Below are 13,227 nucleotides of genomic sequence, written 5' to 3'. Positions count from 1 at the left end.
GTGGCTGGCCCGGAGCGCATCACTCTCGCCATGACCGGCGCCTCCGGCGCGCAGTATGGGTTGCGGCTGCTCGACTGCCTGGTGCGTGAGGATCGGGAAGTGCACTTCCTGATCTCCAAGGCTGCGCAGTTGGTGATGGCCACCGAAACGGACGTCAGCCTGCCGGCCAAACCCCAGGCCATGCAGGCGTTTCTCACCGAATATACCGGCGCGACCGACGGGCAGATTCGTGTCTACGGCAAGGAAGACTGGATGGCCCCGGTGGCCTCCGGTTCCGGCGCACCCTCGGCCATGGTGGTGGTGCCGTGCAGCACCGGCACCCTGTCGGCGATCGCCACCGGAGCCTGCAACAACCTGATTGAGCGTGCCGCCGACGTTGCCCTCAAGGAGCGCCGCCAGCTGATTTTGGTGCCTCGTGAGGCGCCGTACTCGAGCATTCATCTGGAACACATGCTCAAGCTTTCCAACCTGGGTGTGACCATCCTGCCGGCCTCGCCAGGTTTCTATCACCAGCCGCAGACGGTGGATGACCTGGTCGACTTCGTGGTCGCACGGATTCTCAACTGCCTGAATATCCCTCAGGACATGCTGCCGCGCTGGGGCGAGCATCACCTCAACAGTGGCGATGAATAAGCCCGCACTCTGCGTAGTCTTGTTGGCCTGCCTGCAGGTGGGCGGCTGCGCCACCGCGCGCACGCTGGACGCCGCCAAACCCGGTGCCCCAGTGGTTTACGCCGGTACTCGGCTGGACTGGTACGCGCTGCAGGGTGGTTGCTGCCCGGTCGAGCGTTTCGGTGCCGAAGCACCTGCCTATGCCGCCGTAGACCTTCCGGCCAGCGCCTTGCTCGATACCCTGCTGTTGCCGCTTTCGCTCGCCAAGGCCCTAGGCATTGGTTTGCAGGTCAGGGGTGGTGGGTAGGGCGTTTTTCCTGGGCGAGAGTGGTTTTTGATGGGTTGCACCTACGCGGCCCGACCCATCCTACGGCCGGAGTGGATCACCTGTGGGAACGGGCCATGCCCGTGATTTTTCGCGGGCATGGACTGGGCATCCCCGCCCGCTCGCACAACTCTCTACAGGCGGAGACGGCCTGTCGACCCGTAGGGTGGACAACGCTCTTTTGTCCACCATTGCGGTCATAGAAACGGTGGATGGGTGAAGCGTCAGCTACGCGCCCCGATCCACCCTATGAATTGGTGTGAGACCGCGCTCGCTTCAGGCTCAGATCGGCGTCAGCAGTGGCTCGCCGCGAAAGTGCCGGTCGATATTTTCGAGGAACAGCGTCAATGACTGTTCCAGCGCCTGGGGCGAGTTGCCGCCGACGTGAGGGGTGACGATCAGGTTGTCGAGGTCGAGCAGTTCGCTGGGCGGCAGCGGCTCGCTGTCGTAGACATCCAGCGCCGCTGCACGGATGCGTTTTGCGCGCAGTGCGCTGCCCAGCGCTGTGGTGTCCACCACGCTGCCGCGCGCCACGTTGACCAGATAACCCTGCGGCCCCAGTGCGTCGAGCACCTCGGCGTTGACCAGATGGAAGGTTGAGGCACCGCCGGGAATCGCCACCACCAGGCAGTCGCTCCAGCGCGCCAGTTCTAGGGCGCTGGCGAAGTAGCTGTGTGGGCTGTCAGCTTTGGCCGAGCGATTGTGATAGCCCACCGGCATGTCGAAGGCCGCGGCGCGGCGGGCGAGTTTTTCGCCGATGGCACCGAGGCCGAGAATGCCCAGGCGCTTGCCGCACACACCATCGGTCATCGGCAGCGCATCGCGCCAGATGCCGGCGCGGCAGGCGACGTCCAGGCGACGCACATCACGAATGGCGGCCAGCAGCAGAGCCATGGCGTGATCGGCGACGCAGTCGGCGTTGCTGCCGGCGCCATTGCTCATGGCGATGCCACGGGCACGGGCTGCCTCGAGGTCGACCTTTTCATAGCCCACACCAAGGGTGCCGACGAAGCCCAGTTTCGGCAGGCGGGCGATTTCTGCGCCGGTCAGGCCGATGGTGCCAATGGTCAGTACCGCCTGCACGCTGTCGGCGTGCTCCGAGATGGCCGCTTCCCGCGCTATGGCGTCCGGCGCATGGGTTACCTCGAAGCGCTCGGCGATACGCGCCAGGCTGGCCTCGCTGAGCGGGTTGAGAATCAGCAGATGCGGCTTCATGGTTTCTCCAGTTTCAAGGGGACGCGACTTCGTGGCTTTCGACGGGCAGCGACTGACACACGTCCACCCACTCGGCTCCGACCAGCTCGGCCATGCGCGTCGGGCTGATACGCACTGCGCTGTGGATACTGCCAGCAGCCGGCACCACTTCCTCGAACGCGCGCAGCGACACGTCGCAATACACCGGCAGTGGCGTGGCGAGGCCGAACGGGCAGACGCCGCCGACCGGGTGGCTGGTCAGGGCGAGTACGGCATCGGCATCGAGCATCTTGGCCTTGCTGCCGAAGGTTTCCTTGATCTTGCGGTTATCGATGCGCGCATCGCCGCGGGCTACGATCAGCAGATTGCGCTCGCCCATGCGAAAGGCCAGGGTCTTGGCGATTTGCCCGGGCTCCACGCCGTGGGCCTCGGCGGCCAGGGCCACGGTAGCGGTGCTGGTGTCGAGTTCGATGACGTGCAGGTCTGGCGCCTTCTCGGCGAAGAAGGCACGAACGGATTGCAGGCTCATGGGGCGGCTCCCGGTGCAAAGCCACAACCATGTCGCGTCATGCGCGGCGAGGTCAAGCCTCAATCAGGCAATTGCAGGCGGCTGCGCCCACGGCTGATGTCGGCGAGCAGACGCTGCAGGGCCTCGATGTGCGCCTGCGGTACGGCCAGGTGCAGTTCGGCGCCATGGGCGTCGAAGGTTTCCTGCTCCAGTACGGCGTCGAATTCGCCGAGGCGCGATTTGAGCAATGCCAGTTCGGCGAACCCGCAATGGCAGGCGCAGGAGAGGCGCGCAACCTGCTCCTGGCGCTCGGCGTTCTGCAGGCATTTGTTGGCGCTGCCGCCATAGGCGCGGGCCAGGCCGCCGGTACCGAGCTGGATGCCGCCGTACCAGCGCGTCACCACCACGGCCACGCCATCGAAACCTTGAGCTTCGATGGCGGCGAGGATCGGTCGGCCTGCGGTACCACCGGGCTCGCCGTCGTCGCTGAAACGATACTGTTGGCCGAGCTTCCAGGCCCAGCAGTTGTGCGATGCGCTCGGGTCGCTGAGCTGCTCGATGAACGCCTGAGCATCCGCTGTATTGTTGATGGCGCGAGCCTGGGCGAGAAAGCGGCTCTTGCGTATTTCCTCGCGGTAGTCGCAAGGAGCGAGTAACAGAAAGGACATCAGACGCTCGGTTTCAGTCCGCAGCCCTTGAGGATGATGCGCACCAGATTATCGGCAGCTGTCTGGTAATCCTGCTTGGTCAGGCGCGAGCGGCCACTGACACGGCAGATCTCGGAGGCGAAATCGGCGTAATGCTGGGTGCTGCCCCAGAGCAGAAAAATCAGGTGCATGGGATCCACCGCATCCATCTTGCCGGCGGCGATCCAGCTTTCGAACACGGCCGCACGCTCGCGAAACCAGCTCTGGTGATCCTTGCCGAAATGCTGCGACAGGCATGCGCCGCCGCTGATCACTTCCATGGCGAAGATGCGTGAGGCCTTGGGGTAGCGGCGCGAGTATTCCATCTTGGCGCGAATGTAGCGCTCAAGGGCTTCGGACGGGTCATCCTCGGCGCGCAGGTTGCTAAAGGCGCTGTCCCACAGGGTGAGTATGTTGTTCAGCACCGCCAAATACAGGCCCTGCTTACTGCTGAAGTAATAATGCAGGTTGGCCTTGGGCAGGCCCACCGCCTGGGCGATGGTGTTCATGCTGGTGCCCTTGAAGCCGTGCCGGGCGAACTCGTCTTCGGCAGCGGTGATGATCGCTTCTATGTTCTTCTGCCGGATCCGGCCATTCGGCTTGCCGGAGGTGGCGCTATTGGCGGGGGCGTCGAGGGACATCGGAGGCTTCCGTTCTGGTCAGAGGGCACAGCGCAAGAACAGATACTCCAGAACCCGCCGACGTGACAAGCGCTTGCCGCCGAAAATATCTGGCCGGTCTCACTGCCGGCCACTGTATTCGCTCAACTGAAGGCCTGGACGATGCGCTCACGCAGCTCGGCATTGGGCAGCCGGCCCTGGCCTGCCTTGAGGTTGTCGACCACGTAACGCGGGTTCGAGGTGGCCGGAATCACTGCGGTAACCGCTTCGTTGGCGAGGATGAACTTGAGCAGCAACTGCGCCCAAGAAGTCGCGTCGATTTCGGTGGCCCACTCCGGCAGCGATTTGCCTTTGACCCGGCTGAGCAATTGCGCCCGCTGGAACGGGCGGTTGATCAGCGTGGCGATGCCGTGCTCGGCGCAGTAAGGCAGCAGGCGTTTCTCGGCATTGCGCTCGGCCACCGAATAGTTGAGCTGGACGAAATCGACCTTCTCCTTGGCCAGCACCTCGAGCAGGTCGTCGTGGGCCGACTCGATGTAATGGGTGATGCCGATGTAGCGCACCTTGCCCTGTTCGCGCAGCTCACGGGCCAACGCCAACTGCGTGGTGGTGTCCTGCAGGTTGTGCACCTGCAGCAAGTCCATCTTGTCGGTCTGCAGGGCTTTCAGGCTCGCCTCGAACTGCGCCAGGCCGCGCTCGCGCCCGGTGCTCGACAGCTTGGAGGCGAGAAATGCCTTGCCCTGGGTGTTGGTGCGCTTGAGCAGCTCGCCGGTCACCGCCTCGGCAGAGCCGTAACTGGGCGCGGTATCGATCAGCGTGGCGCCGCCATTGATGAAGGCGCGTACCACTTCGTCCAGCGGTTTCAGGCTGGCGTCGTCGAGGCTTACGTTGAAGGTTTGCGACGTGCCGAGGCCGATCACCGGCAGCGCCTCGCCACTCGACGGAATCTTGCGCTGCAGCAGCGGGGCCGGATTCACAGCGAAAGCGAAACCCGGCAACAACTGGCTACCGGCCGCGAGGGTCATCAGGGCAGCGCTGCCCTGCAGGAAATGGCGACGATTGGGCATGACGTGCTCCGTTGGCTGATCGAAGAGACGATGGCTTGAGACTAGACGCCCAGCCTCATGGATTGTCGACAGCCTGTTACCGAGTATGTCGCTAGCGATTGGCCTGCGAAGAGGGAACCAACCTTTGCGAAGGCCATCACAGCAGAGCCCATCAGCTTCTCTGATACGTCTGGAATGTTTAGGTTGCCTGCCTGAACCGTTGCCGAAGGATCCTGCAACCCGTGTTGTCTCGCCATCTGTTTTTACCCGTATTTGCTCTGCTGACACTGCTGGGCGGTTGTACCCAGTACCGCGAAGTGCCCCCGCAAACTGCCGAAGGCCAGGCCTGCGTCCAGCAGTGCAACGAAACGCAGCGGGCCTGTGAGCGCAGTGAGGATGAGTCCTACCAAGGCTTCAAAGTCATCTATGACAGCCAGAACCAGAGCTACCAGAACTGCCTGCATTCCACCGAAGATCCCAATCTCAAAACGCTGTGCCCGAAGCCCACGGCAATCGACGGGCCTGACTACCGAACCTGCTCGGAGGTCTACAAGAACTGCTTCGTCACATGTGGCGGCAGCTACGAGAAAATCGATTAAGCGCTGCATGGCAGGGTGGTGGCGGGGGCGGACATAGAGCTCTGCTGCTTTTGTGGGAGCGGCTTTAGCCGCGAGCTCTTTGTTTGCCTTGATAAAAAGCTCGCGGCTAAAGCCCCTCCCACGAGATCACGAACGGCCGCTTTCGCCTTGTAGCAGCCAATTCAAACGCACATCTAATTGATCAAAAACGACCTCTCACGCGCTCGCCGCCAGCTCTTCGAGAAAGGTCTCCAGCACCAGGTGCGGGCGGCGGCCCTTGCGCGTCACCGAGGCCAGGTTGAGGTCGTAGAAGCGCGTGTCGGCTTTCAGCGCACGCAGGCGGCCTTCCTTGATCCAGGCGGCGGCGTAGTGATCCGGCAGGTAGCCGATATAGCGCCCGGTGAGGATCAGAAAGGCCATGCCTTCGCGATCCGAGGCGCTGGCTGTGCAGTTCAGGGCCTGGTAGTGGTTCTGAATGTCCGGTGGCAGGCGAAAGGTCGGGGCGATGGCGTCCTGGGCATTCAGGCGTTCGTCCGGCAGTTCATTGTCATCCACATAGAACAGCGGGTGGCCGACCGCGCAGTAGAGCAGCGAGCGCTCATCGTACAGCGGTTGGTAATCGAGGCCGGAAAGGCCGCCGACCATCGGCACCACGCCCACGTGCAGGCGCCCGTCGAGCACGCCCTGTTCGACCTCGCTGGGGGGCGTCATGCGGATATGCACGCGCACGTCCGGGCCGCGATCCTTGAGGCGGGCGAGGGCGCCGGTGATGCGCATGTGCGGCACCGTCACCAGGTTGTCGGTCAGGCCGATATTCAGCTCGCCGCGCAGGTGCTGGTGCAGGCCGTTGACCTCGGTGCGAAAACTCTCCAGCGCGGCCAGCAACTGCTGGGTCGACTGGTACACCTCGCGCCCTTCTTCGGTCAGCGCGAAGCCGGCGCGGCCGCGCTGGCACAGGCGCAGGCCGAGGCGCTGCTCCAGGTCGCTCATCTGCTGGCTGATCGCCGAGCGACCGATGCCCAGCGCGCTCTCCGCAGCGGAAAAACCACCGCACTCGACCACGCTGCGAAACAGCTTGAGCAGGCGTATATCGAAATCGCTGACCTGGGCCAGGGGCTCCGGGCGTCGAACGCTCATTGTTTAGTCACCAGTGAACTGAGGATAAGAAGAGTCGGGTTTGAGTGACTTTATGCCTGTGGCACCTTTCCAGGCAACTGATGCACTTACTTGTGGGAGCGGCTTTAGCCGCGATTGCTGTCGATTCTCGCGGCTAAAGCCCCTCCCACGTTACTCCCGATCACGCCGCCATTGCCGAGGCCATCGCCATGAACATGCCGCAGACCGCCACGCTGCCCCTGGCCAGCCAGCTCAAGTTGGACGCCCACTGGATGCCGTTTTCCGCCAATCGTAGCTTTCAGCGCGACCCGCGGATCATCGTCAGCGCCGAAGGCTCCTGGCTGACCGACGACTCCGGTCGCAAGGTCTACGACAGCCTGTCCGGTCTGTGGACCTGCGGCGCCGGTCATTGCCGCAAGGAGATTCAGGAGGCCGTGGCCAAGCAGCTCGGTACCCTCGATTACTCGCCGGGCTTTCAGTACGCCCACCCGCTGTCGTTCAAGCTGGCCGAGCAAATGGCCGACCTGATGCCGGGCGACCTCAACCACGTATTCTTCACCGGCTCCGGTTCCGAGTGCGCCGATACCGCCGTGAAGATGGCCAAGGCCTACTGGCGCCTCAAGGGCCAAGCCAGCAAGACCAAGTTCATCGGCCGCGCCCGCGGTTATCACGGCGTGAATATCGCGGGCACCAGCCTCGGCGGCATCGCCGGCAACCGCAAGATGTATGGCCAGATGATGGACGTCGACCACCTGCCGCACACCCTGCAGCCGGGCATGGCCTTCACCAAAGGCGCGGCCGAAACCGGCGGCGTCGAACTGGCCAACGAGCTGCTCAAGCTGATCGAATTGCATGACGCCTCCAATATCGCCGCGGTGATCGTCGAGCCAATGTCCGGCTCGGCCGGCGTCCTCGTGCCGCCTGCCGGTTACCTGCAGCGCCTGCGCGAGATATGTACCCAGCACAACATCCTGCTGATCTTCGACGAAGTGATCACCGCGTTCGGGCGCATGGGCAAATGGACCGGCGCCGAGTACTTCGGCGTCACCCCGGACATCGTCAACGTCGCCAAGCAGATCACCAACGGCGCCGTGCCCATGGGCGCGGTGATCGCCACCCGCGAGATCTACCAGACCTTCATGGGCCAGCCGACGCCCGAGCACATGATCGAATTTACCCACGGCTACACCTACTCCGCCCACCCGGTAGCCTGCGCTGCCGGCCTGGCTTCGCTGGAGCTACTCAAACGCGAGAACCTGGTGCAGCAGTCCGCCGAGCTGGCGCCCAAGTTCGAGAACGCCATCCATGGCCTCAAGGGCGCCAAGCACGTCGTCGACATCCGCAACTGCGGCCTCGCTGGCGCGATCCAGCTGGCGCCCCGTGATGGCGACCCGTCGATCCGTCCCTTCGAGGCCGGTGTGGCACTGTGGAAAGCCGGCTTCTATGTCCGTTTCGGCGGCGACGGCCTGCAGTTCGGGCCGATGTTCAACGCCAAGATCGAAGACCTCGACCGCGTGTTCAGCGCCGTGGGCGATGTCCTGCAAAGGATCGACTGATGGCTGTCCGACAGCAGGCGGTAGCCACCGTGCAGGTGGATAACGACGAGGTGATCGTCACCGAATGGCGGTTCGCGCCGGGTAGCGAAACCGGTCGCCACCGGCATGGTTACGATTACGTGGTGGTGCCCATGACCGACGGCACGCTGCTGCTGGAAACCCCGGAGGGCGACAAGCACGCCCCGCTGGTGGCCGGGCAGAGCTACTTCCGCAAGGCGGGGGTGGAACACAACGTGATCAATGCCAGCGACCATGAAGTGGTCTTCGTCGAAACCGAAATCAAAGCGCATTGAACCCATTTCTGTAGGAGCCGGCTTGCCGGCGATGCTTGCAGGATTGATCGCCGGCAAGCCAGCTCCTACGCAACGTCTCCAATCGAGGACGCTCCATGACCACCATCCAGCACCTGATCCACGGCGAACTCACCGATGGCCAGGGCGGCCGCAGCGCCGACGTTTTCAACCCCGCCACCGGGGAAGCGGTACGCCGCGTCGCCCTGGCCGATGTGGCCACCGTGCAGCAGGCCATCGACTCCGCTAAGGAGGCGTTCCCGGCCTGGCGCAACACGCCGCCGGCCAAGCGCGCCCAGGTCATGTTCCGCTTCAAGCAACTGCTCGAGCAGCATGAGGACGCGATCGCCAAACTGATCAGCGAAGAGCACGGCAAGACCGTCGAAGACGCGGCCGGCGAACTCAAGCGCGGTATCGAAAACGTCGAGTACGCCTGCTCTGCGCCGGAAATTCTCAAGGGTGAATACACCCGCAACGTCGGCCCCAACATCGACGCCTGGAGCGACTTCCAGCCAGTGGGCGTGGTCGCCGGCATCACCCCGTTCAACTTCCCGGCCATGGTGCCGCTGTGGATGTATCCGTTGGCCATCGTCTGCGGCAACTGCTTCATCCTCAAACCTTCCGAGCGCGACCCCAGCTCCACCCTTTACATCGCCCAGTTGCTGCACGAAGCCGGCCTGCCCAACGGCGTGCTCAACGTCGTGCACGGCGACAAGACCGCAGTGGATGCATTGATCCAGGCGCCCGAGGTCAAGGCCCTGAGCTTCGTCGGCTCCACGCCGATCGCCGAATACATCTATGCCGAAGGCAGCAAGCGCGGCAAACGCGTGCAGGCCCTGGGCGGAGCCAAGAACCACGCGGTGCTGATGCCCGATGCCGACCTGGACAACGCCGTCAGCGCACTGATGGGCGCCGCCTACGGCTCTTGCGGCGAGCGCTGCATGGCCATCTCCGTGGCCGTGTGCGTGGGCGACCAGATCGCAGATGCGCTGGTCGACAAGATCGTTCCGCAGATCAAGGCCCTGAAGATCGGCGCCGGCACCCAGTGCGGCCTCGACATGGGCCCGCTGGTCACCGCTGCGGCGAAGGACAAGGTCACCGGCTATATCGACGCCGGCGTGCAGGCGGGCGCCGAGCTGGTGGTGGATGGCCGTGGCCTGAGCGTGTCCGGCAATGAAAATGGCTTCTTCCTCGGCGGCACCCTGTTCGACCGGGTGACGGCGGACATGACCATCTACACCGACGAGATCTTCGGCCCGGTGCTGTGCATCGTCCGTGTGGACAGCCTGGAGGCGGCCATGCAACTGATCAACGATCACGAGTACGGCAACGGCACCTGCATCTTCACCCGAGACGGCGAAGCGGCGCGGCTGTTCTGCGACGAGATCGAAGTCGGCATGGTGGGCGTCAACGTACCGCTGCCGGTACCGGTGGCCTACCACAGCTTCGGCGGCTGGAAGCGCTCGCTGTTTGGTGACCTGCACGCCTACGGCCCCGACGGCGTGCGCTTCTACACCCGCCGCAAATCCATCACCCAGCGCTGGCCGCAGCGCAAGAGCCATGAGGCCGCGCAATTCGCGTTTCCGAGTAATAGCTGAGGGGATGTGAGGTAACGAAAAGGCCGATCAGTTGATCGGCCTTTTTATTGGTGCCCGGGAAGTCGGCGTATAGCCTATTCCTGGGGGAGATAAAGTGTGGAGCGGCAACTTGTGGGAGCGGGCCATGCCCGCGAATCTCTATCAGCAGCGACGCATTTCTTGCGGTTGTATCCACTCTACTTGGGATCGCACTCCGGCGCCGCCTATTTATCGCCTGCCAAACTGGTTTCGCCCTTACGGCGAGTCCCTTTTGGCAAGCGCCCCAAAAGGAACCAAAAGGTCTGTGCCCCTGCATCCGGGTCTCGCTACGCTTTACTCCCTCACTCCATCATTGCTCCGAGGGCCCGCCGCGAAGGGCCATCCCCGGCCCATCGCGGCTCTCGCGGCATCCATGCCGCTCAACCCTCTACACAACGATTCGGTTCGGCCTTATGAAGGGGCGATTGGCGTATGCCTAATGTATTGCGTTTAGCCCAATGGTGGACAAGCTTCGCGTTGTCCACCCTACTTGCTAATCTTTAGCAGATGAGATCATTCCATCATAATGGCTTTTATCCAGTCGCTCAATTTCTTGGAATATATCTCTAACAATATACTGCGTTTCATGGAGTACGTTGTCGGCGCCAATGCTATCGAATTCTATGATTTGATTATGGGAGTATTTATTTATAAATCTGTAAATGCGCTCTCGCAGAGCTTCATCTTTAATGGCTTTTGCCATTAAGCTATTAAAGTCTCCGCGTGCGTCTGGATACTTGAAGGTCAGAAATGCCTCCATTAGTTTTCTTGCTATATTTGCTACCGCAAATGACTCCTCAATGTTTAACTCTTGTTTTTCTATGTACTGCTGGAGCATCTTAAATGTGTAGTGATACTCGGAGTTGTGCTCAAGCAAGCTTGATGGAGCATTTTTGATTGAAGATGATCTTGGTGTGGTAGTGGTGGCTTCAATATTATAGAAGTGAGATCTGATAATCGGGTTTCCGTTAGAGTCGCGTTTCTTGTTTTTATTGATCAGCCAATCTCTCGCTAGCTTAAAATAGCTAAAGTTATGCGTGAGAATAATTAGTTGTTGAGCTGCTTGGCAGTGATTCCTTAAAAACGAGTGCGTGTTGAATAGGTTGTTAGAGTCGAAGCTTGAAACAGGGTCATCCATCACAATAATGCAGTTTTCTATGTCTCTATCATTCTCATCCAGTTTTGTTAAGAAATAGATCAGGCCAATTGCATTCTTTTCACCCTCACTGAGATTTCTTGCAACCTTGCTTTCAGGTTGCCGGACGATCCGATACCCTTTTTGTGTCTCGTCGAACTTCAGTTCGATGTGGTTTCTGCCTAAGAATTTGTGTAGCAGTCCATTGAATTTGTCCGCACCGATCGCCTCATCACTTAATGAGGCTTCTAAAGCATTGATCTCTGAGGTGAGCGCTTTCGTTAGCCCGGTTTGGATAGTAATTTCGGGCTCAAGTTTTTTTAATGTTGAGGATAATTCTTCATAGTCGCTGTCGTTGTATTCTTCTGTAAGAAAGTGATCTTCGAGCTTTTTCTTTGCACGATCTACTTGGTCTTTGAAGTTGCTGGCTTTAATGTTGTGAGCGGCAATTTTTGAATTGATATGCGTACAGTGGGTGTTGTAGTTATTTATCGCTTCTGCAGGAAGCGATTGGATTCTCTCTTCAGCGTCGAATGGATTTTCTATTTTCTTTTGAAGTTCTAGTTTCCATGAGTTAATAGAGCTTTCTATTGAAATCTTAGCCTGGAGCATTTCTTCTAAAGATGTTGGGATTGTTTTGTAGAATTCATCGTAAAAGTCGGCTTCAGTCAGGTTCGGTTGCGTGGGTAACTCTTGAGAACTGAGCCATGACTTGGCACGTTCAAGTCGTTCTTTCAATTCGCGGAATGCTTGGCTGAAATGCTCATTGAGAGCCTGCAGCCGTTCTGCTTTTAAGTCGCCCTCGCAGAATAAACAGTTGTCGTGGTTTTTGTGCAGCTCTAAACCAGTCTCAATCCAGCTTTGTATAGGAGGGTTTTCCTTCAACGAATCAATGGTTTTAGATGCTGCTGTTTGGGAGAGTAAGTTGTTAAGGCGCTTTGCTGCTTCTTCATAAACTTCAGGATTCAACATGTTGAAGGTGTGGCTGATGGTGTTCTTAAATTTTGGAGAAGCGCTCTGTTTCATGTCCTCTATGAGATCTTTCGATAAGAGCAAGGATTTTTCTTTGATTTGGTTGTTGAGAAGGTTGAGCCTTGTTTGAACCTTGGTGCGATTGTAGCTGACATAGTAAGAGTCAGAGCTGTCTAGTATTTCAAATCTTTGTTTAATGTTTTTTGCAATTGAGCTTAAGATTTTAGCTTTGTCTTCTTCTGTTTTATTCTTCTTTTCTATTGAAGCGCCTAGCTTGGCGTTCTCTGTTTTGAATTGTGCAAGCTTTTCCTTTAATAGTTGTTTGTCTGCTATCTTTTCCTGGGAGATTAAGAGGATGCTTTTTACGATTGAGTCCCAGTTTATGTTTTCTTTTATAAAATTGCTATTGAATACGCATACATCTAGCCCTGAGGAGTCTAGATTTTTTGATGTTATTTTCCCTTTGCTGGACTTTATCTCAAAATCTGCTTCAGGAAAATCATCAATGATGTTCTTTTTTGAAATACATTCAAATATTTTTGATAGTGTAGATTTTCCGCTTCCATTCCAGCCGTAAATTAAATTGTATTTATTCAAGTCTTTCAGTTCTGGGGCTTTTTGGTAATTGTTGAATATGCCAAATCCTTTTAAGCTATTTATTGATTCAATCATGACGTTCCCTGTTGTTGGTTCAAGTGTTAGAGGACTAAAAATCTTTCCAAAACTGTCTTTTGTTAATCGTTATTTGAATTTATGAATAACAGCTAGCTTTCTTCGTCTGCGGAGAGATGTTTTTTCAACAAATACTGGTGGGCGGCAGGTGCGTTCTTGCTGGCCATGGTTCTTCCTTGAAAGGCGATGGCCGACCTTACTGCGAAATACTGGCGGTGCGCCACTAGCTGCTGATGGCTTTTGGTCGCAGAGCGTTGCAAGAGGTTGAGCGAGAGTGCTCCCGCTGGGCTGTAATTTGCTC

Annotated in this window: 13 protein-coding genes; 6 read left to right on the top strand and 7 right to left on the bottom strand. The window is 58.9% G+C overall.

Features of this window, described 5'->3' with window-relative positions; all coding sequences use genetic code 11:
* A complete protein-coding gene (gene ubiX, locus ACZ3GY_RS22710; protein WP_225839624.1) occupies positions 1–633 on the top strand; it encodes a flavin prenyltransferase UbiX in 633 nt (210 codons plus the stop codon).
* The gene (locus tag ACZ3GY_RS22705) at positions 626–919 is read left to right on the top strand and encodes a YceK/YidQ family lipoprotein (RefSeq protein ID WP_465912075.1); all 294 of its coding nucleotides are present in this window, start codon (positions 626–628) and stop codon (positions 917–919) included. The genes ubiX and ACZ3GY_RS22705 overlap by 8 nt, the downstream gene beginning before the upstream one ends.
* A 300-nt stretch (positions 920–1,219) precedes the next feature.
* Here the strand turns inward: ACZ3GY_RS22705 and ACZ3GY_RS22700 are convergent, their stop codons facing one another.
* The 5 genes from ACZ3GY_RS22700 to ACZ3GY_RS22680 form a co-directional block, all read right to left on the bottom strand.
* The gene (locus tag ACZ3GY_RS22700; RefSeq protein ID WP_465912074.1) at positions 1,220–2,152 is read right to left on the bottom strand and encodes a 2-hydroxyacid dehydrogenase; all 933 of its coding nucleotides are present in this window, start codon (positions 2,150–2,152) and stop codon (positions 1,220–1,222) included.
* 13 nt (positions 2,153–2,165) lie between these two features.
* Positions 2,166–2,660 carry a YbaK/EbsC family protein gene (locus tag ACZ3GY_RS22695; RefSeq protein WP_465912073.1) on the bottom strand — a complete coding sequence of 165 codons (495 nt, stop codon included), beginning with the start codon at positions 2,658–2,660 and terminating at the stop codon, positions 2,166–2,168.
* 59 nt (positions 2,661–2,719) lie between these two features.
* Complete coding sequence (locus ACZ3GY_RS22690; RefSeq protein WP_465912072.1) at positions 2,720–3,307, bottom strand: IMPACT family protein; 588 nt, start codon at positions 3,305–3,307, stop codon at positions 2,720–2,722.
* The gene (locus tag ACZ3GY_RS22685; protein ID WP_465912071.1) at positions 3,307–3,966 is read right to left on the bottom strand and encodes a TetR/AcrR family transcriptional regulator; all 660 of its coding nucleotides are present in this window, start codon (positions 3,964–3,966) and stop codon (positions 3,307–3,309) included. The genes ACZ3GY_RS22690 and ACZ3GY_RS22685 overlap by 1 nt, the downstream gene beginning before the upstream one ends.
* Before the next feature lie 122 nt (positions 3,967–4,088).
* Positions 4,089–5,012, bottom strand: coding sequence for an aldo/keto reductase (locus ACZ3GY_RS22680; protein WP_465912070.1), 924 nt, complete (start codon positions 5,010–5,012; stop codon positions 4,089–4,091).
* Positions 5,013–5,233: 221 nt separating this feature from the next.
* Here ACZ3GY_RS22680 and ACZ3GY_RS22675 point away from each other — a divergent pair, with 221 nt between their 5' ends.
* Positions 5,234–5,590, top strand: a complete 357-nt coding sequence (locus ACZ3GY_RS22675) for a hypothetical protein (RefSeq protein ID WP_465912069.1) — start codon at positions 5,234–5,236, stop codon at positions 5,588–5,590.
* Positions 5,591–5,785: 195 nt separating this feature from the next.
* On the opposite strand, the gene ACZ3GY_RS22670 is transcribed toward ACZ3GY_RS22675, so the two are convergent.
* A complete protein-coding gene (locus tag ACZ3GY_RS22670; protein WP_465912068.1) occupies positions 5,786–6,706 on the bottom strand; it encodes a LysR family transcriptional regulator in 921 nt (306 codons plus the stop codon).
* A 188-nt stretch (positions 6,707–6,894) separates the two neighbouring features.
* On the opposite strand from ACZ3GY_RS22670, the gene aptA reads away from it, so the two are divergent.
* The 3 genes from aptA to ACZ3GY_RS22655 all read left to right on the top strand — a co-directional run bounded on the left by aptA (position 6,895) and on the right by ACZ3GY_RS22655 (position 10,129).
* Positions 6,895–8,241 (top strand): omega-aminotransferase AptA, encoded by a 1,347-nt coding sequence (gene aptA, locus ACZ3GY_RS22665; RefSeq protein WP_465912067.1) that lies wholly within the window; start codon positions 6,895–6,897, stop codon positions 8,239–8,241.
* Positions 8,241–8,534, top strand: coding sequence for a cupin domain-containing protein (locus ACZ3GY_RS22660; RefSeq protein WP_465912066.1), 294 nt, complete (start codon positions 8,241–8,243; stop codon positions 8,532–8,534). Before aptA ends, ACZ3GY_RS22660 begins: the two co-directional genes overlap by 1 nt.
* 95 nt (positions 8,535–8,629) lie before the next feature.
* The gene (locus ACZ3GY_RS22655) at positions 8,630–10,129 is read left to right on the top strand and encodes a CoA-acylating methylmalonate-semialdehyde dehydrogenase (protein ID WP_465912065.1); all 1,500 of its coding nucleotides are present in this window, start codon (positions 8,630–8,632) and stop codon (positions 10,127–10,129) included.
* A gap of 511 nt (positions 10,130–10,640) precedes the next feature.
* Here ACZ3GY_RS22655 and ACZ3GY_RS22650 read toward each other — a convergent pair.
* A complete protein-coding gene (locus ACZ3GY_RS22650) occupies positions 10,641–12,926 on the bottom strand; it encodes an AAA family ATPase (protein WP_465912064.1) in 2,286 nt (761 codons plus the stop codon).
* Positions 12,927–13,227 lie beyond the last annotated feature (301 nt).

It is taken from the genome of Pseudomonas sp. PME37.24/006 (assembly GCF_055556635.1).
The sequence above is the reverse complement of the archived record's forward strand: the minus strand, read 5'-3'. Positions and strand labels throughout refer to the sequence as shown.